At 51.4% G+C, this 23,523-nt stretch carries 12 protein-coding genes; 7 read left to right on the forward strand and 5 right to left on the reverse strand.

Annotated elements, in window-relative coordinates:
- Positions 1-37 precede the first annotated feature (37 nt).
- From K7B07_RS23790 to K7B07_RS23800, 3 genes are read right to left on the reverse strand one after another with little or no spacing between them, the layout of a single operon-like run.
- Complete coding sequence (locus K7B07_RS23790; protein ID WP_223713044.1) at positions 38-1,444, reverse strand: sulfatase family protein; 1,407 nt, start codon at positions 1,442-1,444, stop codon at positions 38-40.
- An 11-nt stretch (positions 1,445-1,455) separates the two neighbouring features.
- Positions 1,456-2,622 (reverse strand): family 43 glycosylhydrolase, encoded by a 1,167-nt coding sequence (locus tag K7B07_RS23795; protein WP_223713045.1) that lies wholly within the window; start codon positions 2,620-2,622, stop codon positions 1,456-1,458.
- 60 nt (positions 2,623-2,682) lie between these two features.
- Positions 2,683-4,569: a sulfatase family protein gene (locus K7B07_RS23800; RefSeq protein WP_223713046.1), complete on the reverse strand. Its 1,887-nt coding sequence runs from the start codon at positions 4,567-4,569 to the stop codon at positions 2,683-2,685.
- A gap of 427 nt (positions 4,570-4,996) precedes the next feature.
- Between K7B07_RS23800 and K7B07_RS23805 the strand changes: the two genes are divergently transcribed.
- The 7 genes from K7B07_RS23805 (at position 4,997) to K7B07_RS23835 (ending at position 17,502) form a co-directional block, all read left to right on the forward strand.
- Positions 4,997-8,182, forward strand: coding sequence for a ligand-binding sensor domain-containing protein (locus K7B07_RS23805; RefSeq protein ID WP_223713047.1), 3,186 nt, complete (start codon positions 4,997-4,999; stop codon positions 8,180-8,182).
- Positions 8,157-8,927 carry a response regulator transcription factor gene (locus K7B07_RS23810; protein WP_223713048.1) on the forward strand — a complete coding sequence of 257 codons (771 nt, stop codon included), beginning with the start codon at positions 8,157-8,159 and terminating at the stop codon, positions 8,925-8,927. Before K7B07_RS23805 ends, K7B07_RS23810 begins: the two co-directional genes overlap by 26 nt.
- 630 nt (positions 8,928-9,557) lie before the next feature.
- On the forward strand, positions 9,558-11,537 hold the full coding sequence (locus tag K7B07_RS23815; RefSeq protein ID WP_223713049.1) for a sensor histidine kinase: 1,980 nt from the start codon (positions 9,558-9,560) through the stop codon (positions 11,535-11,537).
- A gap of 166 nt (positions 11,538-11,703) precedes the next feature.
- On the forward strand, positions 11,704-14,973 hold the full coding sequence (locus K7B07_RS23820; RefSeq protein ID WP_223713050.1) for a glycosyl hydrolase: 3,270 nt from the start codon (positions 11,704-11,706) through the stop codon (positions 14,971-14,973).
- 201 nt (positions 14,974-15,174) lie between these two features.
- Positions 15,175-15,507 carry a magnetosome magnetite crystal formation protein family gene (locus K7B07_RS23825; protein WP_223713051.1) on the forward strand — a complete coding sequence of 111 codons (333 nt, stop codon included), beginning with the start codon at positions 15,175-15,177 and terminating at the stop codon, positions 15,505-15,507.
- A 28-nt stretch (positions 15,508-15,535) separates the two neighbouring features.
- On the forward strand, positions 15,536-16,147 hold the full coding sequence (locus tag K7B07_RS23830) for an SIMPL domain-containing protein (RefSeq protein WP_223713052.1): 612 nt from the start codon (positions 15,536-15,538) through the stop codon (positions 16,145-16,147).
- A 191-nt stretch (positions 16,148-16,338) separates the two neighbouring features.
- On the forward strand, positions 16,339-17,502 hold the full coding sequence (locus K7B07_RS23835; protein ID WP_223713053.1) for a multiheme c-type cytochrome: 1,164 nt from the start codon (positions 16,339-16,341) through the stop codon (positions 17,500-17,502).
- 1,350 nt (positions 17,503-18,852) lie between these two features.
- On the opposite strand, the gene K7B07_RS23840 is transcribed toward K7B07_RS23835, so the two are convergent.
- Both K7B07_RS23840 and K7B07_RS23845 read right to left on the reverse strand, forming a co-directional pair.
- Positions 18,853-21,702, reverse strand: coding sequence for a glycoside hydrolase family 2 protein (locus tag K7B07_RS23840; protein ID WP_223713054.1), 2,850 nt, complete (start codon positions 21,700-21,702; stop codon positions 18,853-18,855).
- A gap of 152 nt (positions 21,703-21,854) precedes the next feature.
- Positions 21,855-23,516, reverse strand: a complete 1,662-nt coding sequence (locus K7B07_RS23845; protein ID WP_223713055.1) for a RagB/SusD family nutrient uptake outer membrane protein — start codon at positions 23,514-23,516, stop codon at positions 21,855-21,857.
- Positions 23,517-23,523 lie beyond the last annotated feature (7 nt).

Raw genomic sequence — 23,523 nt, forward strand, 5'->3', positions numbered from 1 at the left:
CTCCCGGGTGTTGCGGCAAACCCGGTTATCCGCAGCATTAATCCCCTTCTGCTGCATGACGGGGCTGCCGGCTCAGCGCCTCCATTTCCGTTTGAATGCCTTTATCCCCCTGTTGTTTCATAAATCCATCCAGCTTTGAACGCAGTCCCGTTTTAATATCCGCGTACCGGCTGTCTGCGGCCAGGTTCTTCAATTGCCAGGGATCGCTCACGACATCATACAGTTCTTCTTCCGGCCGCTGCACATACTGCCGGGCCCTTGCCGGGTCGGTATGCAGCCATTGCTGAAACAGCGGCGAATGCGTCACCACATTGGAAAAACGATTGCCTGAATTCAGGTTCCATATGTACAGGTATTTCTCCGTTCTTACCGACCGGTTGGCATAGGCAGCGCTTCCTTTGATGATACCGCGGGTAGTATTCACGCCAAACACATAATCGCGCATATGGGTGCGTTCACCCGTAAGCACGGCTTTAAAGGATGTACCATCAAAACCGGTATCCCCGTTCGCATCGGTGGAGCCGGTATGAATGGCAGCCGGATCGCCTCCTGCAATATCGATCAGCGTGGGCAGTATATCGGTATACTGTACCATCGCGGGGTTCCGGGTTCCCTGCTTTATCCTTCCCGGCCATCGGACAATAAATCCCGAGTGCAGTCCCTGGTCGTATAAGGTCCATTTCGAAAACGGAAAAGAATTTCCCTGCTCTGTTGCAAACAGGACAAGCGTATTGTCTTTTTTTCCGGAGCGTTCAATAATGTCCAGGCAGGTCCCTACCAGACTGTCCAGGTAAGTGATCTCGGCAAAATAATCGGCCATCTTCTCCCGCGTCAGTTTGGTGTCGATCATATTGGGACCCAGCTGCAACTGCGCCGGGTTATAAGCGCTCCGGTTGCCGCGGTTCCAGGGACTGTGCGGCTGATTGCTGGTGAACATCAGGAGAAACGGCTGATCGCCGGACGCTGCGATGTATTCTGCGGCCTTTGACAGATCCACTTCCTGTCCTTTTCCGTCATCATGATCCCGGCCTCCCAGGAAATCGAACGGAAAAGCCGCTTCAGGTCCAAAATGTTTTTTGCCGATCAGCGCCGTGCGGTATCCCAGCTCCTGCAGGTACACCGGCAGGGTTTTAATGCCCTTATAAATCTCGCTGTGATTGGGATAAGCGCCGTTGCGCACCGGTCCGAGCCCGGTAAGCAGGTTCTGCCGCGTCGGTGCACAAACAGGCACCACGTTATACATATTATCCAGGCAGAGTCCTTCTTCCGCCAGCCGTGCTATATGTGGTGTACGTACCTGCTTGCTGCCATAAGGACTGATATCCTTCATGGCCAGGTCATCCGCCATAATAAAGACAATATTGGGTTTTACCTTCCCGTCCTGGGCTGTTGTGGCTGTGGCTGCCAGCATCAGTAACAGCCAAATCATCGTGCGTATCTGCATCTTGTTTGTTTTTATTCTGATCCGCTGTCCGGAGGAAACTGCTGTACCTCGTCAGGCCCTGGTGCAACATAATCCGCATCCTTTGCCCTGATCCGGATATCTCCACTCTTCAGCACCGTTACCTCCAGCGGAACCAAAGTGATCCCCTGCCTGTTGATCGTATAAGCATTATCGGCCAGGTTGCGTGTCTGTATGCCATCGCGGTCAAGCGGGGGCACATTGCTGTTATAGAAGGCCGTACACCACCACCGGCCCTCTCTGTCCCTGAAGGGGGTTCCGTGTCCGAGGAAACGCCCTGCAAATTTACGAGGTCCGTAAGGCCCTTTCACGGAGCCCGCCACTGCGTAATAAAGATTATAGGAGCCCCTCCGGCCTTTGTTGGTCGACCATCCGGTACCAAACAATACATATTTGTTCCCGATCTTCAGCACCGTACATCCTTCATGTCCGATGCCCGGCTGACGGGTACCATCCGGCATCTCGCGCAGTGTGGAAGGTTGTATGGCCTGTGGTGGTCCTTTAAACCTGGTCAGGTCCGGAGTGAGCTCCGCGATCTGTGTATTACCCCAGATCAGGTATACCTTACCGTCCGTATCCTGGAATAAAGAAGGGTCGTGCAATTTTGCCGACAGATCGCCCAACGGAAAATCATAAGGCCCGGTGAGCTGGCTGCTTTTCGTAACTGCCAGATTGGACCCGCCTTTAACAGGTCCGGGTGTGGTATGGAGCAGTATCCATTTGCCGTTTACAACATGCAGCTCCGGCGCCCACAAATGCCATTTGGAGGATGGTGTATGCTGAAACGCCTGTGGCCGCTTCTTTGACCAGTATCCATCGGTAAGCCGGAAAGGCTCCCCTGCATATTCCCATGCTGCGAGGTCTTTGCTTTTCCAGACCCGAACGGACCATCCTACCTGGCTGGAATCGCCGAGTCCTACATTGTATTTTGTACCTTCATTCAGCTTCGACGCGGGCAGTTGTGTGGTTCCTGTAAGATAGTAGTAATCATCTGGGCCGAGTACAATATAAGGATCCCGGATCCAGATATCATCCTTTACCAGCACTGCCTTGTCGTGTGATTTTAATGCTGCCCGTATTGCATCTGCCTGTGCCTGCGTCTTTGCTGTGCAGGCCAGCAGCCATCCCAGTATCAGCAGACCCGTCGTTCTCAGATTCATATATTTCCTTACGTTTTTATTTTCGTACTGCTCCCGTTATGGCGGTTACCACATACGGTATCACGGTGTTCCCGACAAATCATTCATCGTGAACCGGAGATCGCTGATGGTTCCGCGGAATGGTTGCAGTTTGCCTGTCAGCGTTTCTCCCTGTATCTTACCGCAGGTCACATATCCGCCGTTGATCTTTGTAAGGTCCTTATCCAGCTTTGTGCTCAGTACCACCTGGTGATCGAATTGTACCTGAAGCGTTCCCTGTGCATCCAGCCGCACCAGCAGTTCGCCCTCGGCAGCCGGCAGAACAATGCTTTCCGATACCCGCCCATCCGGAAGCTGGATACCGATCCGCTGCCCGGATGCATATAACCGGAAATTATTAAAGTAGCTGCACACAACACCTCCTTCCCGGATCCCTTTTAAATAGCCGGTAATGTACAATACATCCGGGTTCCAGATCTTTTTATTAAAGGAAAGATCCGCCGCGCTTTTATTCTGTGCGATCGTATAGCTGTTATTGCTGAACTGCGGCAATGGCCCCTCCAGTATCATTTTTTCAGATTCGCCCTGGCGCTCCAGCTCCTTGTCAAGCAATGATTGCAGGGCTTCAAGTCTGCCGCGGAAATCGGGCACACCGGCCAGGTTCTTAAATTCGGTACGGTCGCTGTTCAGGTCAAACAGTTCTTCCGGAGGGCGGTAACTATAGCGGTTGAGCAGGAATTTTGTTGTTGTATCCGTGGCTGCCTGCGCCACCCAGGAATCGAAATAAAATTCATTGCGTTCCACTTTATCGATATGCGTGATAAAGCGCACACCGGGATGATAATTTTTTATATAATGCCATCCTTCTGCGGTGATCACGGATCGGGCGGGTGTATAATTATACCAGTAATGCGGCTCTACGGAAGTTTCGGCAAATATGTAGCGGTGATGGGTTTGCTTTTTTCCCAGCAGCACTTCCTTAAACGAGATTCCGTCGAGGCCTTTGATCTCCGGGCCTCCGGACAGGTCAACCAGCGTTGGCGTCAGATCCGCCAGCGATACCAGTGCATCCGAGACAGCGCCGGGCCGTGTCTTCCCCGGCCAGCGAACAATTAACGGAACCCTTAGCCCCTGGTCGTACACCGTCCATTTGGCAGCCGGGAACTGGGCTCCCTGATCAGAAAGGAACAGCACAGCAGTGTTATTTTTTTCACCGGATTTATCGAGTGCCTGTAATACGGTGCCCAGCATTTTATCGGCTTCACCAATACTCTGGTAATAGGAAGCGAGCGCGTGACGGGTCTCCCGGGTATCAGCCAGGTATTCCGGCAGCTTCAGCTGCTGCAGATCAAAGTCGCGGTTGGGGAACCAGGGTACATGCGGCACCCAGGGCGCTACGATCAGACAGAGTGGCTGACCGGCATGTGTTTTAAAATGGTCCTCGATCAGATGCACCGTTTCCTGTTTCCGGTCGAGCCGGTTCTCAATCGGCTCATACCGGCCGAACTCCTGACCGATCCGCTCAAAGGGAAAATTCTGCTGCGGAAAAACATCGATCTTGCCGGCAATAACAACGCGGTAGCCCTGCTGCTGCAAAAACTGCGGCAGGTTGCGCGTACCGGCACGCACCGTAAAATGATTCATCTGCGATCCGTTGCGGAACGGGTAAAGTCCCGTGAACATGACGCTTCTCGACGGGGAACACATGGGCGAGGCCGCGTACGCCTTTGTAAACCGCATGCCCTCCGCTGCCAGCCGGTCTATATTCGGGGTCTTTACATCCCTGTTGCCATAACATCCCATATCCTGCTGGTTCAGGTCGTCAGAAATAAAAAGGATCATGTTCGGCCGGTCCTGGCCCATCGTTGTTAAGGTGTACAGCACCTGCAGTACCAACAGGCCAATGGTCCGTTTTAAGCACCGGCCGCGCCGCAATGTGATCGCTGCAATAGTATTGTTCGTTATCATTGTCCGAATTTACCCATCAATCCCCAAACTGCAAATCCTGTACCGCGTATTCTGTCATTCACACGTTGTAAAAAAATAAAAGTTTTCAGCATCCTTTGTAATGGTTGACCGGCCTGTTGTTTTAACGGCTTCTCTGACAGCATGAATCGTTACAGGAGGACCCCTGACCAGTACAAAGTAATTAACGATCGCCGCACCAATCTGATCAAAATCTGGTCAATACATCTCAAATGCGGCAGCAGCCGCTTTGCCACTGTTCAAAAAAGTGTTTTTGAAAATTCTTCCCTGCTTTTAATCTATCTTTGAAACAGGCTGATGAACGGGCCCTTCCGGCCGCTTTCACGGAACAGCAACGATAGCCGGCGTGCCGGTACTTCTGCAAACAGCTGTATCCGGAACAGTAATTAAAACATTCTGAGACCTGACATTGAACCGTATTAAAGATATCCTTCTCACGGGCTTGCTGATGCTTTGTGCCATCACGGCAACCGCTGATTTTTACTATTTCAAACATTATCAGGTCGATGAAGGATTGCTGCACAATAATGTGAATTGCATCTCCCAGGACCGGATGGGATTTATATGGCTGGGGACACGCGGCGGGTTGAACCGGTTTGACGGATATACGTTTAAAAGCTATGTCATCGACCGCAGCAAAACAGGAACCAATTATATCCGCAGCATACGCGAAGATAAAAACGGTATTCTCTGGATCGGAACCGCCTCCGGTATCTATAAATTCACTCCGGATGTCGAAACTTTTGAGCAGGTGGTGGCCTTTCCGGCAGCCAATATCCGGGATATAAGAATTGACAGCCGCAATCATCTCTGGGTCATTGCCAGGGGTACCCTCTATGAATATATACCCCGTACTGCAAAGCTGGTTGACTATAAGCTTGCCGCTACCGCCATCGACATCGATGAAACGGACCGTGTCTGGGTCGTTACACCTTTGAATGAAGTAAAAAAAATAACCCTTTCGGACAATACCATTACGGATCTTGCATTGCCCGGCAGTCAGCAGCCGGAACACAGGAGCATCACCCAGATCAGGTATTTCAACAACAGTTTACTGATCGGCTCGATCCGTGGCCTGTTCCGTTACGATCTTAACACCCGGCAGATGACTCCCGTACTCCGGAAAACCGAAAAGGATGCCGAGATCTTTGTACGGGAGATCTTTATCAGCCCGGAAAAGGAACTCAGTTATATCGCTACGGAATCGGGCCTGTATATTTATAATCTGCGCACTTCACAGATCACCCATTTAAAAAAAACTCCGGGCGATCCTTATTCGCTCAATGATAACGCGGTCTATTCCGTTTATGCCGATTCGAGAAAAGGCGTATGGCTGGGCACTTTCTTCGGGGGGCTCAACTATTTTTCTAAAGAGAACAACCAGTTTGAAAAATATTACCCAATGAATACGCCCGGTTCGATTTCCGGAAACGCCGTACGCGAGATCTGTGAGGATAAGGAAGGAAATATCTGGATCGGTACCGAGGATGCCGGCATCAACATATTTGATAAAACAACCGGGCACTTCCGGCAGATCACCAGTGATGATCCGATGCGGGGTCCCTCTTACCCGAACATACACGGTCTGCTGGTCGATAACAAAAAACTATACATTGGCCCGTTCTTTCATGGACTGGAAGTAATGGACCTGGTTAGCGGAAGGATCATTGACCGCCATCCGCGCATCACTTCGCGGAATAACTCCATGAGCAATATCGTGATGTCGGTATTCAGAACCTCGGAAGGCCGCATTTTGATCGGCACCACGGGCTCGGGATTGTTTGAGTATGATCCGCGCTCCGGGAAACTGACTCCCGTAAAATATGTACCGGAGAACTCTTATGTATATGCCATCACGGAGGACCATGCCGGCACTATATGGACGGGCAGCCTTGCCAACGGCGTATTCTATTACAATCCCAGAACGGGGCAGTATGGCAACGTTAACTTCAGTCATTTAAAGGATACCACAAAAAATTCCTATATCGTACAGGGCATTTATGAAGACCGGCAGCATTTCATCTGGCTGGCAACGGAAGGCGGTGGATTATTTAAAATGGACAGCACCCACCGGCTGATCAAAAGATACACTTTTGCAGATGGGCTGCCCACGAACAACCTGTACCGCATCCTGGAAGATGAAAAAGGCAACCTGTGGATCAGCAGCCTTAAAGGGCTGATCTGTTTCGATCCGCGCACGGAAGCGATCCGCACCTATACAAAGTCGAATGGACTGATCACCGACCAGTTCAACTACAACTCCGCCTACCGGGCGCCGGACGGTAAAATGTATTTCGGAACGGTAAAGGGAATGATCGCTTTTCAGCCGGAGCAGTTAACAAAGGATCATACAGCTCCCCCTTTGTACATAACCGGACTTTTTCTCGGCAACGAAGTACAGACACCGGCAACACTCCGGGGGCTTAAAAAACCGATGCTGTTTGCCGATACGATTACACTGGATCATCTGCAAACCACTTTTAACATTGAGTTTGCCGCCCTGGATTTTGCGGCCGCCGATGCGGTGCGTTATCGGTATAAAATGGAAGGTGTTGATCAGGACTGGACCTACCTTACTGCCAACCGCAGGGCTTACTTCACCGATCTGCCTGCCGGAACTTACCGGTTTATCGTTCAGGCCGAAGACAATCTTGGTTACTGGACCAGCAACAGAAGAACGATCGTTATTACTGTACTGCCCCCGTTGTGGAAAAGCACACCGGCACTGATCGCTTATGCAGTCCTGCTCACCGGTCTTTTATTACTGGCGCTGCTGCTGCACCACAATAATCTTAAGAAAAAAAACCAGCACCGGCTGCGGCTGTTTGAACTGGAAAAAGAAAAAGAGGTCTATCATACCAAGATCGGCTTTTTCACCAATGTAGCGCACGAGATACAGACGCCGCTGACCCTGATCAAAGGACCGGTGGACTGGGCCCTGTGCCAGATCAACGACGCATCCGTTGTTAAGCGCAACCTGGAGCTCGTAAAGAAACACACGAACCGCCTGGTAACACTTACCTCCCAGCTGCTCGATTTCAGAAAGATGGAGACCAACCAGTTTGAACTGACCCTGACGGAAGTCGACATCAGCACCCTGCTCACAAACACCACGATGTACTTTAAACCGGAGCTGGAAAAGCGCAACCTGAGGTGGCAGATCATTCTTCCTGACAAGCCGGTGCTGGCCTTTGTAGATGAAGAAGCATTTTCGAAGATCATCAGCAATCTTCTTTCCAATGCGCTCAAATATTCAGAAACAACGATCGAAATGCGGCTTTATACGGTTCCTGCTGCACCGGGTTATTTCAAATTACGGGTCGCGAACGACGGGCCACCTATAAAACCCGAATACCGGAAAAAGATCTTTGACCCGTTCTTCCGGATCCCATCGGCCATACACCTTCCCGGAACCGGCATCGGCTTGTCGCTGGCCCGCTCGCTTGCCGAATTGCATAAGGGAAGCCTGGAGCTGATCGCAGATGCAGGAGCATTCACTGTTTTTGAATTAACTTTACCAGCAGATCCCGACCATGAATCGGGGCCGGCGGCAGATAATACCTTCAAGCATGAAAGAAACATTACTGATCATTGACGACGCGGAAGACCTGTTGGAATTTCTTGCGGAGATACTGGGAACCAGGTACCATATTTTAAAAGCGCTGAATGCGGATGAAGCCCTTATTCAGCTGCAAACCCAATTCGTTGATCTGATCATCAGTGATATTATGATGCCGGGGCTCAGCGGTCTGGAGCTCTGCCACCAACTGAAGTCGACCATTGAATATTGCCACATCCCCGTCATTCTGCTCACTGCAAAAAAAAGCCACCGCGATCTGCTGGAAGGGCTGGAAACCGGTGCAGACGCCTATATCGGAAAGCCCTTTTCCAATGACCTGCTGCTGGTACAGGTGGCCAACCTGTTAAAAAACCGGTCAAAGATCAAAGAGCATACGGCGCATATGCCGTTGGAGGATAATTTTGTAGCGCTCAAGACAAAATCCGATGAAACCTTTATACTGCAGCTGACCACTTATATACATGAGAACATGGAAAAGAAGAACCTGAGTGTGGATGATCTGGCGGAATATGTAAATATGAGCCGGGCTACCTTCTACAGAAAACTCAAATCCATCTCCAAACTATCCCCCAAAGATTTTATCGATCGTATCCGGCTGAAAAAAGCGGCCGAGCTTATTGCAGAAAACGATAAGAAATTCTTCCAGATCGCTAATAAAGTAGGCTTTGGTTCCCACAGTTCTTTTGGCAGGAATTTTCAAAAGCATTTCAACCTGTCTCCCAAAAAATACCTGGACAATCTGAAAGATAAATGGGAATAACCCGGTGTGGTATTGCTGCTGCTTTTAAATAAGCGGATCAGGTCCGCGCTGTGATACCTTACGCGCAGCGAAGACGGCATCCTGCCACAGGCGGTTTTACAGGGGAGTGTATACCTGTAATGTTATCCAGAGCCATTGGAGCTTTTTTGTTCAGCAGCAGTTTCTTTCCGCCTGTCATCTGCTGTAAGTAATGATTTATCCTAAATAAGGATGGAAATCTGCAACTATTTACCTGATACCCCATACCTGTAGTACCTATCTTTGATATGCGGTTTTTAATTGTTCGTTAATCACACATGCAGTTGTAGAAATGGACAGATACAAGACGAAGTCCCTTTTTGGGGACTTCCTGATTTAAAGAGCTTTCATCCTGAAAATAGTACCCTGATGCCAGCGGGATGGTATTTAATTAACGCAGTGGTTTAGTTAGCCGCTCAGAGCACATACGACTCAAGAGCAGAGAGATCCCTTTTCAGGGATTTCTTTTATACCCCGATCAGCCGAATGCAAATACCCCCGGGGTTGTCCTGCCCTGTGAAGCGATAAGACAGATCAGCAGATTTAACCCAATTGTTGTAGTTTTACTCCCGACTGTCTTTTACCATTTGTATTAAATTATTCCGGGGCTATATGAAGCTTATCCTGTTTTTGTTCCTTTTTCTTAGTACCACAGGCCATACACAGGTTATCGATCCCGGATCGGATGATCCCATGCTGAATCTTGGGAAAAAGGTAACGTGGTTTGAAGACAACAGCACGGTGCGCTCTTTACAGGAGGTGCAGGAGGCTTATGCAAAAGGGCAGTTTAAAAACGGCCTTACCGATATCCTTAATTTTGGCAACACTTCCTCCGCCATATGGATCCGTATCCCGTTCAGGCCAGGCATAAAAGAGACGGATTATCTTATAGTGGATGCCGCCACACTTGAAAAGATCGATTGTTATCAGCCTTCGGATACCGGGTGGATACACCTCCAGGCCGGTGCCGTTATCAGGGCATCGCCCGGCGTGCAAAGCACCAATCATTTTGTTTTCCCGGTATTTTCAACCGCTGCTGATGCGACGGTCAAAACTCTCTGGCTTCGAATAAAGACCCGGAACATTATGCTGGTACCTTTAAAAATGGCTGGCGCCGGCAACCTGTTCCAGGTGGAAAAATCGAGTTACAGGATCATTGAGACCGGCCTTATCGGTATTTTCTTTACGCTTCTTGCTTTTAACCTGTTCCTCTTCTTTGGCCTCGGGGACCGGTCCTATCTTTATTATTGCCTCTATGTTTTTTCCTTCGGGTGCTATGTGCTCGGCTATTTTGCGGGGTATGGCTACCTCCTCGGGCCGGAGGTCCGCATCCTGCTTAACAAATACCCGCATGTTTTTCTTTGCCTGGCGCTTGTGTCCTCGCTGCTCATCACCAACAAGGTTTATGACCTTCAAAAAATTTCGCCGGTCTTTTTCAGGATGTTCAAATACCTGTTCGCAGCAACAGGCGCCTTGCTTATCATCAGCCTTCTTGGTCTTAAATCAGTGGCTGCCGGCGGTGCGCAGCTTCTTGGTCTGCTGGTGCCGCTGGTGCTGCTCATCTGTGGTATCAGCATACAACGCAACAGGAAACATCCGACCCGGTATTTTACGCTGGCCTGGCTTGCCATTATCCTTGCCGTCATCATTTATGTACTCAGCCTTCAGGGCGTTCTTGAATACCGCCCTTACAGCCGTCTGATACTGGAGACCGGTGCTATTATTGAATTCCTGCTGCTGGCCTTTGTACTGGGACAACGGTACCACCTGATACTGGAAAACCAGCGGGCCATACAGGAAGAAAATTACCGGCTGATCAAAGACCGCAACCTGCAGCTGGAACAACTGGTAGAAAAGCGCACCGAAAAGCTGAAAGAAGCCATTGCAGGACTGGAAGCCTCCGATAATGTAAAGAACAAGCTGTTCTCAATTATCGCCCACGATCTCCGGACGCCCTTCAACAGTATGCTGGGCATCTTTTCCATCGACAGCCCGGAAGCGCTCTCCCTGGATGAATTACAGCTGATCCTGAATGAAAACAAAAAGAGTTTTTTTCATCTCCGGAACCTGCTCGACAACCTGCTGCACTGGGCGCGTACCCAGATGAATGAGGTACAGCTACGACCGGAAGTCTTTAACCTTGTGGAAATAGTGCAGGACCTTGCAGCTGTATATCAGCCTGTAGCCCAGGCCAAACAGCTGCACCTCGAAATAAAAACGGAGAAATCCGCCATGGTTTATGCCGACAAAAACCACATCCAACTGGTATTAAGGAACCTGCTGGATAATGCGGTAAAGTTCACCCAGCCGGGGCATACCATTTATGCAGCAATTGGTACTACGGATACCGGTGTCCGTTTCGAGCTCTCCAACGAAATCACCGACACTACAGCGCTTGCCGCAGCCCTTCGCCCCGCAGCACTGCAATACCGATCCAGCTATGGAACCGCCAATGAAAAAGGCGTCGGTCTGGGGCTGAACCTGTGCCGGGATTACCTGGAGCTCAACGGCAGCAGTCTTGCAGCAACAGTTACAGGAACCAATGTATCCTTCGGTTTCCTCCTGCCCTATCCTCCGGCAAGGCCCGGTTGACACGGATCTGATAAAATCAATTGCCGTCTTTGCTTTCAGCTGCCAGAAATCTTTGTTATTATTGCACCCGGAGATTGCGGTCATTAAATCCTTCTTTTATTACGCCCTCATTAAAGAAGGATAACAAGTGCTGTATCACATATCGTCTTAAAAATTTTGTCTTTTTATGAGCCAGAAATTCATACGTATACTGCTTTTCATCGCCTTTATTGCCGTAGCTGCGGTGCCGTTTGCGCAGGTTGCTGCTATACCTTCGGAGTCCGGCAGCTATTTGGATATCCGCGATAAAAAAGCGTTCCTGTCTCCTTCAACGATCTACCAGCCGGAAACCTGGTTTCATTTTATCGGGGGGAATATCTCCCGGAAGGGGATCACGGCAGATCTTGAAGCTATAGCACAGGCGGGCATTTCCGGCGTCCAGTTATTTCATGGTCAGTTTGGCGGCCGGTGGCCGGCCACTGATTCGCAGATCTATTGCCTCAGCCCTGCCTGGGATGCTGCCTTACACCATACTGCCCTGGAGTGCCGCCGCCTGGGGCTGCGGTTCACAATGCAGAACTGCCCGGGCTGGGCAATGGCAGGCGGACCCTGGATCCAACCCTCCAACGCCATGCGTCATCTGGTATGGAGCCGCCGGGACATTTCAGCAGAGCAGCAAACGGTGACGGTCACACTGACAAAGCCGGGTGGTAACGAGCCCTGGCGGGATTATAAAGCCATTACCGTGCTGGCCTTTCCCACACCCGAGGGCGATACCGACCGTCCATTGGTACCTGCAGCTGTAACCGGTAGTCCGGAGGTGCAATGGAACACGATCCTGTCGGAAAAACCAGACCGGCCCGTGGCGCTTTCGCCTGCGGCCCCTTCGGCACCGCACTGGTTCGAGGTAACATTTGATACCAGCACCATTGTCCGTTCGATCGTATTGCCCAGTATCAACAGTTTAAACCACAGTTGGTGTTATGAACCTGGTGTTGCCTTAAAGGTCGTTGCTGTTTCCGGCGACGGCGGTCAGACCGAGATCCTGAACACCCGGCTGCCGCAGAGCAACTGGCAGGACAATGCCCCCCTTACCCTGGCCTGTGCGGAAACCCCGGGTGTAAAAAGATACAGGGTTGAGCTGGTAAATGAACACGATATCCGGCTGGGCACCATCCGGCTGCTTTCCGCCGCCCGGAAAAACAACTGGGAGTCTGAAGCGGGATGGACCCTGCGGACGATCGAACGGAAGGGCGATGGGTACACCCGTCCGCCGGGTACCTGTGTCGACCCGGACCGGATACGCGACCTCACCCGGCTGATGGATGACAAAGGGCTGCTTACTTGGAAGGCACCTCCCGGCAAATGGACCATCCTGCGCATCGGGCATGTGAACACCGGAAAACAAAACGGACCGGCCCCGCCGGAAGGCACCGGCTGGGAGTGCAACAAACTGTCTGAAGAAGGCGCCGCGGCGCATTTCCAGGGGTATATCGGGCGGTTATCGAACAGCAGCGGCCCTGTGGGCAACGGACTGCTCAACGGTATGCTCCTCGATAGCTGGGAGTGCGAAACACAGACCTGGACCGATGATATGGAGGCGGAATTTGAGCGCGTTACCGCTTACCCGCTCCGCAAATGGCTGCCCGCCGTGTTCGGCTATGTAATAAAAGACCCTGAGACCACTTTCCGTTTTCTGCGCGACTGGCGGGCGACGATCAGCGATCTTGTTACCAATAAGTTTTATGGCAAGATGCATCAGCTTGCAAAGGAGCGGAACCTGTCCATCACTTATGAAACAGCAGCAGGCGACGTATTTCCTGCCGACATCATGGAGTACTATAAATATGCTGATGTTCCGATGTGCGAGTTCTGGCAACCTTTCACCAACGGGTATGTCGGATCCCTGAACTTCAAACCCATAAAACCTACGACGTCCGCCGCCCGGCTGTATGGGAAACCCCGTATTGCCGCTGAGGCCTTTACTTCTTTTGCGCTTACCTGGGACGAGCAGTGGCAGCAGCTCAAAGAGGTGGCCAATATCAATATGATCGAGGGGGTTACCCACCTGGTATTTCATACCTATACCCACAATCCGCAAACGGACTTTCTAAAGCCGGGTACTTCTTTCGGGTCGGGTATCGGCACTCCATTTCTCAGGGGCCAGACCTGGTGGAAACACATGCCCGAGATCAACCGCTATTTTGCCCGTTGTAATTACCTGCTGGAAAAAGGACGGCCTGTATCCGACATACTCTGGTACCTGGGCGATGCGATCGACCACAAACCGGATCAGCAGGCGCCGTTCCCCGAAGGGTTTAAATATGATTATTGCAATACCGATGTATTGCTGAACCGGCTTTCTGTCGATAACGGATGGATCGTTACGCCGGAAGGGATCCGGTACCGGCTCCTGTGGCTGCCCGACAATACCCGCCTGCTGCCTGAAACGGTTAAAAAAATAGCGGCGCTGGTAAAAGCAGGAGCAACCGTGGTGGGTAATGCGCCTTCGGGAATTGCGACACTCCGCGGCGGGATCGCTGCAAAAGAGTCGTTTGATGCAATGGTAAAGAGCATCTGGGTTCAGCCCCGGGGCATCCGGCAATCCGGCAGGGGAACGATCATTTCCGGCATGTCCCTGTCTGATGCGCTGAGCGCCTTAAACATTGCACCTGATGTTTCCGGCGGAGCGGCACAGTGGCTCCACCGCAGCACACCGGATGCCGACTGGTATTTTATCTGTCCTTCAAAAGGGAACCGGTTCAACGGCACACTGAGCTTTCGTAATACCGGAATGGTTGAGTTGTGGGATCCTGTTTCCGGAGACATTACACCCATCCGGACCGAACAGCAGGGAGATCGTACTTCGGTTGCACTCGATCTGCCGGAAGCGGGTTCCTGTTTCCTTGTGTTCCGCCGCAATAACAGGGAAAAGAAAAACAAACAACCGGCCACCGTAACGACGGTTGCCTCCACTGCTCTTACAAACCCCTGGACCCTCCGCTTTCCGGAAGGCTGGGGCGCACCATCCCTGCTAAAGCTATCCGGGCTCAAACCCTGGAAGGAGCTCGATCTTTCAAAGGAAGGAAAAGCTTTTTCCGGAACGGCTGTTTACACCACGACCTTCCGGCTGGACCAGGTGGCACCGGACATGCAGTATTCGATCGACCTGGGCGAGGTCGGTATGATCGCTTCTGTAGCTGTTAACGGGCAATCCCTGCGCACCTTATGGGCCGCCCCTTACAAGCTGGATATCACAAAAGCCATCCGGCCGGGTGATAACACTTTAAAAATCGAAGTGACCAGCACCTGGTTCAACCGCCTGGTATATGATGCGGGGCTACCAGAAGACCGGAGAAAGACGTGGACCATAAACGGACCTCCAAAGGAAGCCGCTCTGAGGAAGAGCGGGCTGACAGGGCCGGTGCGGATCATTACAGAAAAAACAGGCCGTTAGGTACCGGCAGTTGCGTTTTCACTTTTACATTTTACGTAATCTTCCGGAGGCGATGACTGCCGGGAACAGCGGTGTCAACAGGCCGTCTACATTTTGTAACCGGGTCCGTAAGGCGTTGTAGACGTTTAATAGACGCCTGTTTTTTGGAATAACTCCTGTTTCAATAAAATATTTGCTCATTGTTATATTAAAAAAAATATTATGAGCAACAAAACCTTGGCAATCGTTTCCTACATCACGATCATCGGCTGGCTGATCACTTATTTTTCCTATAAGGACCAGCAGGAAAAAAGCACACTGGTAAGCTATCATCTGGAGCAGGGATTGGGTGTCTTTATTTTCAGTGTGATCGTTTCCATTGCAGTGGGCATCCTGTCTGCCATCCTCCCGGCCCTCTCACTCATTTTTTCACTCATCAGTCTTGTACCTCTCATCCTGCTGATACTGGGCATCATCAATGCTGCAAACGAGGTATGCAAACCTGTACCTGTTATCGGGAAGTTTTTTGAAAAAAAATTCGGGTTCCTGGCATAAGCCGCTTTCACCTCCAACAGATATTTTTATGAGGCAAATCTTCCTTCTCCTGTCCGCAGTCCTCATTACCTCCTTTGCCGGCGCACAGGCCAGTAAAGCCTATATAGAAGTAAGGGGAATGGCAAAGGTACCCAGGACGGTAAAATCCTATATCCTCGATATCCTTATTTCGGAGGACCTCAGCACCGGTGAGGCCAACTCTTATGATTCCATTAAAAACGCCTTCTTCACCGCCGCAAAAGCTGCGGGTTATAAGGAGGACCGGTTCCGGGAAGACCAGCTGGGCTATGCGTTATTACAATATCCCGGCAAGGGCAGCATGTACCATTTTGAGACCAGTAATGAGGCCGATATTATCAAATTGCACCGCCTGGCCGGTGAACGTGGCAGCGCCGTAAGCATTGCATCCCGGCGCATCCGGTACGAACCTGTAACGGATATGGACAGGATCTATACCGCCGCTTTTGCCGATGGCAAACAACGGGCTGAAAAAATAGCAAAAACCATGGGTAAAAAGCTGGGACAGCTTATTGCCGTGGTCGACTACTCCGCCGCACCCATGGATACGGAAGAGACTTCCTATTACAAACAAACGGATGATACCTATTATTATCTTTCCGCCCAGTTTGCAATAGAATAAGGATTACTGCAGGGCCGTTGCCATACCTATGAACACAAAGCGGCGTCCGCCGGTGCATTGGTGCGCAGCATTTCAAACAATAAGCAACCGTCGCTGCCCGGAAGCTCTCGACGGGCTGTTTCAGACCACCGCTGCTTTATAGATGTGCTGATAAAATAGTATATTCGTCTACCGCATCTAAATCGCGCCATTTGAAAATACTTACAGTACTTCTGTTGATCATTTGCACCGCTGTTTGTCTGTTAAAATGTACAGACCGGCGTACTGCCTCCGGCGATCCAAGAGGCAGCCGGTATGCCGGCGCCGCAAGCTGCGTACAGTGCCATAAAAATATATCGGATGATTATGTGCACACCAGCCATTTTAACACTTCTGCAAAAGTGGACGCAGAGCGGTTCCGCAAACTGATTGCCGCGCTGAGCGACACGGTGCATTTTCCCAACGACCAGCTGGTGGTACTGGAAACAGCACACAGCAAACTGGTTCAGTCCTATCTGTTAAACGGCAGGCAGGAACGGAGCGAGCCCCTGGATGTAGCCTTTGGTTCCGGCGAAAAAGCATGGACCTTTGCCTACTGGAAAGACGACCAGTTGTTTGAACTGCCCCTCACTTATTTAAGTGCTATAAAACGCTGGACCAACAGTCCGGGCTTTCAAAAGGACCGCCCCAATTACACGCGCCCCATTGTGCGCCGCTGTTTTGAATGCCATAGCTCCTATGCTTATTCGGAGAACAGCCTGGCCCAGGGCCAGTACGCGGTAGAGCAGATAAAGGCCAATACCGTCCTGTACGGTCTGGACTGTGAGCGCTGTCACGGGCCGGCGGCGGAGCACGTAACTTTCCACCAGGATAACCCGCAGGAAAAGAAAGCCCGGAACATGGTATCTATAAAGGCGCTGAGCCGGCAGCAGCAGCTGGACCTCTGCGCTACCTGCCATTCCGGCGACCCGGTATCGCTGCGGTCCATTTTCGCCTTTACCCCCGGCGACTCCCTTACGAACTACTATATGTACTATCCCGGCTCGGGTAAGGATCCGGATGCCCATGGCATGCAAATGCAGTCGCTGATGCTGAGCAATTGTTATCAGCAAAGCTCAATGACCTGTATGAGCTGTCATGATCCGCATATCAATGAGCGCAATAAAAAGGAAGTATTTGTACAACGCTGTATGAGCTGCCATCAGCAATCCACCCACGCCATCACCATGCAGCAGGGCAATAATTACTGCATCAGCTGTCACATGCCCCTGCAGGCCTCCAAAAGTCTGGATTTTAATAACAGCACCGAACAAAGCGACCTGAAATACTACCTCAGAACCCATCGCATTGCTGTTTACCCGGAGACGGGGAAATGATAACCGATGGATCATTGGTACAGTGGAGTCAATAAGACAGTACCCTCATTTAAACAGTTGTCCCAGCCGGCGGCCTTGTCTTCCCGATGGCTATCGCATATGTCCGGCTTAAGCAAGGCCTTTTCAGGATAACGCTTCCTGAAACCGGTGCTTTCCGGCACATTATATCTGTACTATGACAGGCGGGCTACTTCCCCCACCTGTCAGGTACCCCGCTGTGCCTAAAACCTAAGCGCACGGAGCTTTTACCTCAGATCCCAAAGCGATTTGCCAAACTGTCGAAGCTTTTTCTCAAACAGACCTACCGGTACAGGTGGGGGTAGCCACCTCTCTCCATTGGTCAGTTTAGGTTTTGTATATCCCCCACCCACCTAAAAGTCTCGCACGCGAAGTTTTTTAGGTGGGTCAGTTTAGCTTTTGGCTTCAGCGGTTTAGGAATCAGCTTCAACAGTTTAGGTTTTAGGTGCCGCTCCCCACCTTTGAGGTGGGGTACAGCGGTTCTGCGCCGGCCCGCCAGCCGCTCTTTTTATGGGGCGTGCCTATGGCACTCTGTGCTCCCTAGCATGTTCCCGCCTCCGGAATAAATTCCGGAGTTATTAAAAAATAAGGCAGGCCAATGGCCTGTAGAAAGAAGGGATGCAGGCGGGTGTAGCAGCACTCGGCGCTCTGCATAATGGAAGAAAGGCGCATGTCATGGAAGTCCCGCCCCACTCCAGCCAAAAACCTTTGCGCGCAGGCCTTAGGTGAGGTAGCTGGGGGTTACTCTTCCAACTGGCTGTTGCTTTTATGGGCCGTGCCTATGGCACTCTGTGCTCCCCAGCATGTCCCTGCTTCCGGAATAAATTCCGGAGTTGTTAAAAAACCAGGCAGGCCGAGGGCCTTTAGAAAAAGGGATGCAGGTGGGTGTAGCAGCACTCTGCGCTCCGTATGATGCAAGAAAGGCCCGTGTCGTGCAAGTTCCGCCCTGTCCCAGCCAAAACCTTTGCGCGCAAGCTTAGGTGAGGTAGCTGGGTTTTACTCTTCCTCCCGGCTGTTGCTTTTATGGGCCGTGCCTACGGCACTCTGTGCTCCGCAGCATGTCCCTGCCTCCGGAATAAATTCCGGGGTTATTAGAACCCAGTCAGGCCGATGGCCTTTAGAAAGAAGGGATGCAGGTGGGTGTAGCAGCACTCTGCGCTCCGCAGCATGTCCTTGCCTCCGGAATAAATTACGGAGGTATTAAAAACCAGTCAGGCCGAGGCCTTTAGAAAAAGGGATGCAGGTGGGTGTAGCAGCATTCTGCGCTCCGTATGATGCAAGAAAGGCCCGTGTCCTGCAAATCCCGCCCTGTCCCCATAACCACAAACCAAACTACTGCTCCTTCAGCAACGATGCTACTTTTTCCGCAGCAACCATCGTTGCAGGGTCAAACGCCGGAGTATTCATATAGGACAGAAGACTGTGCAGCAGTTGCTGTGCCTCCGGGCGCTGTGCCGTATCGGTCAGCAGGTCGATGCCGGTTATCATGAGTTTTCCTTTACCCACCTTACATTCCGTGATCAGTCCCAGCGGGCGGGCCGTTACCCAGTCGTCGATCACGCGCACTACGGGCTGTAACCCTTTCGCGAGGGAATCGAGAATGATGGCATTGGAATGGCTCATGGCATCCCACCACTGCCAGTTGCTGTGGTACTGTGTGGGAAATTCCTTTAATGCCGGATGCTTCGGATCGCAGAGAATGCCCAGTGTGTGCGGCGGCTGATTGTGGGTCCAGGCCGTGTTCCAGAAGATACTGGAAAAACCTACGGCAATATTACCTCCTGCCGCATCGGTGATACTGCCTTTCTTTAAGCTCAGCAATACCTTACCACCGTTCTGCAATGCCGTTACTGCTGCGGCATCCAGCTGCCGGGTTACCAGTATATCAGCCGGTGCTGCGGGCAATGTGGCGGGATATACAAAAATATCCCAGGCATTCTGATAGCTGCCCGCACTTACGGTCACGATCAGGCGCGAAGGTTTGGCCACCGATGCCAGGGATTGCTCGATGGTGCCCAACTGTACCCGGCTGCCGGCGGGAATCCCGGCGGTTTTGAAATCCCCTTCAAACAAGATACGGCCTGCCTCGTTGGCAATCGTCCATTTAAAGCTGCCTTTCAATTCGCCGGAACTGAACTGTGCCAGCTCCACCGGTACCTTTAAGGTTTCATTATTCCGGTAGATCATTTTAGGGAATCTTGCCAGCGGCACTACCGCATTACAAAAGCGGCTGTATTCCGGGCCGGTAACATAGCCTTTTTCTTCCCAGAAGGGACTCAGCACGCCCACCAGGGCCGTACCCTGACCGGGAAAATCGTGCAGGTCGAGGAGCTGGAAACCTGCAAAACCCGGCGTACGCAGCGCGGCTTCTATATCGGCTTTGTAACAAAGCGTCTGCAGCTTGCCGGAAGCCAGCAGGAAACTGTCTGCCAGCCGCAGCATACCGTTGTGCTGGAGCTTTTCCCGGAAGATCTCAAAGTTCTTTGCCTTCAATACACCGGTGTATTTTTTTATTTCCTTAAAATCAGGATACACGCACCACTGGCCTATTTCATGACTTACCGTAGGCTGTTTCCATTTGGAGATGATGGAAGCCCAGTCGTAATCGCTTCGGGGTGGCTGACCGTTGATAATACTTTTCAATCCCTGACCCCAGCCCTGTATCCGCGGGTCGGGCGTATTGTTATAATCGCTTTCCGGTACCACAGGCCATCCGGCACCGGTGGTGTACAGGCGGCGACTGTCCTTTTGCTGCCAGTATTTTACAAAACTGACCAGGTAGTTCTTCATATTCGGACCGCCGGGTTCATTGCCGTACAGCATCATCACAAAGGAAGGATGATTGCCATAGCGTTTAACCACGCGGTTGCTTTCGTCATAGATCCAGGCATCGATGGGATCACCGCTGCCGATCCTGGAGTCCTGGTTCGCCCAGGAAGAACATTCCACCTGTAAATAAAAGCCCAGCTGATCGGCGGCTTCAAACGCGGCCTCCGGCGGCGTCCAGGAATGAAAGCGGATATGGTTGAGCCCGAAAGAACGGGCCTTTTTTAAAATGCGCAGCCAGGAGGCCACATCCGTGGGCGGATAACCGGTGAGCGGGAAAATGGCGCATTCCAGCGTACCGCGTAAAAAAGTGGTGCGACCGTTGATGGCAAACTGTGTTCCCTTTGCGGTAAAAGCACGCATGCCAAAGCTGATCTGGCGTGCATCATTGCCGGAGGGTGTGTGTAACGTGAGTTGCAGGGTGTACAGGTTGGGATGGAACTCATCCCACAGCAACGGTTGCTGTCCCATCGGGTATACCAGCTCCACCCTTGTGGTATCTTTATCAACAGACAGCTGTTTTGTCAGTGGTTTTAATTTTTCTGCTTTGGTATCCTGCGCACCGGTCAGTGCTTCCAGCGTTGCCGTTGCAGGTTTACCACCGGGGTTTACCAGCACTGCTTTTATGGTTACCTGTTTCTTACCAATATCGGGATACAGCTGTACATCTTCGATAAAGATCCGTGGCCTTGCGGTCAGCTCAAGCCGGCCCACCATTCCATTCCAGTTGCTTTGCGTATGATCAGAGATGCTGTGCGAATTCTCGCCCACATTAAAGTCCTTTACCCGGTTATCTACCCGTATAGTGAGCTGGTGTGTGCCGGGTCTCAGCACTTCCGGCAATGAAAATACATGCGGGGTACCCAGGCTGTTTTGCATGCCCACTTCCTTATCATCCACCCATACCATGGTTTCCCAGTGACTGCGTTCGATAAACAGCTCCACTTCCTTTCCCGACCAGGACGCGGGGATCGTCACCGTTCTTTGATACCAGGCGGCACCTTTGTAATACTTGACCGGCTGCAGCCAGAAGGGGATTTTTATATTGCCCGGCACCCGGTAAGGTGCATACTCACTTTTTTTGAACCAGGAGGAGTCGGCGATGCCGCCCGTCCAGGGGGTATTCAGATCTACCTCATTACCCTTGCCATTCGTGGTCATGGAACCGGGCAGCCGTACCTGATCCTTCAGCTTGCTGCTGAACCATTTTTCTGCTACACCTTTGTCCTGCGGATCAGCAGCGAACTGCCATTCACCGGAAAGGTCGATCCTGTTATTACCGCCCGTCTGGGCAAAGGCTTTTGTCACAAAAGAAAAGGCCGAAAGGAAAAAAATAAACTGAACATACCGTCTCATATCATTCTCTTTTTTACACTTTAATAGTTTATAACAGCGGCAGCAACGTCTCGTGTTCGGAACGCAACCGCCTGCGGCAAGATCCGAAACTGCTCCCATTTAAAAAATAGTCCCGCTGCTGAAAAAGATAGCTTTTATTCTGATCTGCTGTTTTAATACCCCGGGTTCTGATGGCCCTGCAATTTGGGATTCTTATCGATCACCGTTTGGGGGATGGGGAACAAATAATTTTTGGAAGCATAGAATTTCCGGTCGCCACCCCTTGCCGCGATGGTGGTATAGCTGAGCACACTGCCGGTTTTGGTAATGGAAACGCCGTGCAGCGGCCGGTTGATGTTCACTTCAGCTATCTTCCAGCGGATAAGGTCCCAGTAACGTTTGTCTTCAAAAGCCAGTTCCACCCTGCGTTCCCGCCGGATGGCTGTACGCATCTGGTCCTTGCTTAACCCTGCCGGGAGGTTGGACAATCCCGATCTGGTTCTTACCCGGTTAACCGCATCGTATACAGAAGCATCCGCACCGGCCAGTTCGTTCTGCGCTTCCGCATAATTCAATAATACTTCTGCAAAGCGGAAGAGGATATAGTTCTGATAACTGGTATAGCCATCCCAGCTGGCAGCACCCAGGACAAGGTTGGAAGCAAGGCGCTTGCGCAGGTAGTAACCCGTTTGTCCGGCATCGTCCCTGTCGGTAAGATCTATTTCATTTTTACTTCCCACCCCCTTCCGGGTATAGATAGTATCGTTATAAAAATAAGAGCCGTCGTATACAATGGATTGGTAAAACCGTTTCTCCCGGTTCTCATAGGGCTTTTGCGGGTTGTAGCCGGATGTCGGATCCGTGATCACCTTACCATTGGCCATGGCATATTCATCCACCAGCTCCTGTGTAGGATTCACGCCGCCCCAGCTGGTCTCTGCCCCGCCTTTTGTAAACGTAGGCCCTGCCACACCATCGATACGGCCGCCCTTGCCGGATCCGGGAGGATTGTATTCGCGGTATAGGATGGCTTCTTTACTTTCAGCGCCTTTTGTAAGGAATAGTGCGGCGTAATCCGGATCCAGCTGGTATTCCAGCTCATCCATGATCTTTTTATTACTGGCGACGGCAGCGGCATAGTTGCCGGCAAACAGTTCGCACCACCCTTTTAATACCCAGGCAGCCCCCTTCCCCATCCTGCCGGAGGAGGGCATGGCCGGCAGATCGGCAGCCACTTCATCCAGTTCTTTTGTAATGAACTGGTAGGTTTCATCTGCCGTATTCCTCGGACGAAATATGGCATCTCCCTGTGTTTCGGCGTCCAGCACATCCGTGATCACCGGCACACCGCCGTAGGCCATCCACAGCAGGTGATAAAAATAAGCGCGTAGCACCCGCGCTTCCGCCAGTTTGGGCTTTTTAAAATCATCGGGCAATGTTGCAGCGGCGGTTACATTTTTGATGAATACATTGCATTTCCGGATCTTGGTGTACAGCGAGGTCCAGTCGAGCAGGCTGCTGACATCCCCTGAAAAGCCCGTCACTACCGGCGATTGCAGGCTCTGCTGCATGGTGGTGCGTGAATTGGGCCAGGCAAAACCACAGATGGAATTATCCGACCAGTTCTCAATCGGATCATACCAGTTATTGCCATCCGGCAGCCCGGTGTATACGTCATTTAAAAACAGATCAGCCGATCCCGGATCGGTCCACACGGTTTCATCCGTAAGCCGGTCCCGGGGATCCACGTCCAGCACCTTATCGCTACAGGATTGCGCCAGTATTATAAAAACGGGCAGGATATATATCAGCTTTATAGAAGAAATAGATTTCATGATGTGC

This window comes from Niabella beijingensis (assembly GCF_020034665.1).
GTDB lineage: Bacteria > Bacteroidota > Bacteroidia > Chitinophagales > Chitinophagaceae > Niabella > Niabella beijingensis.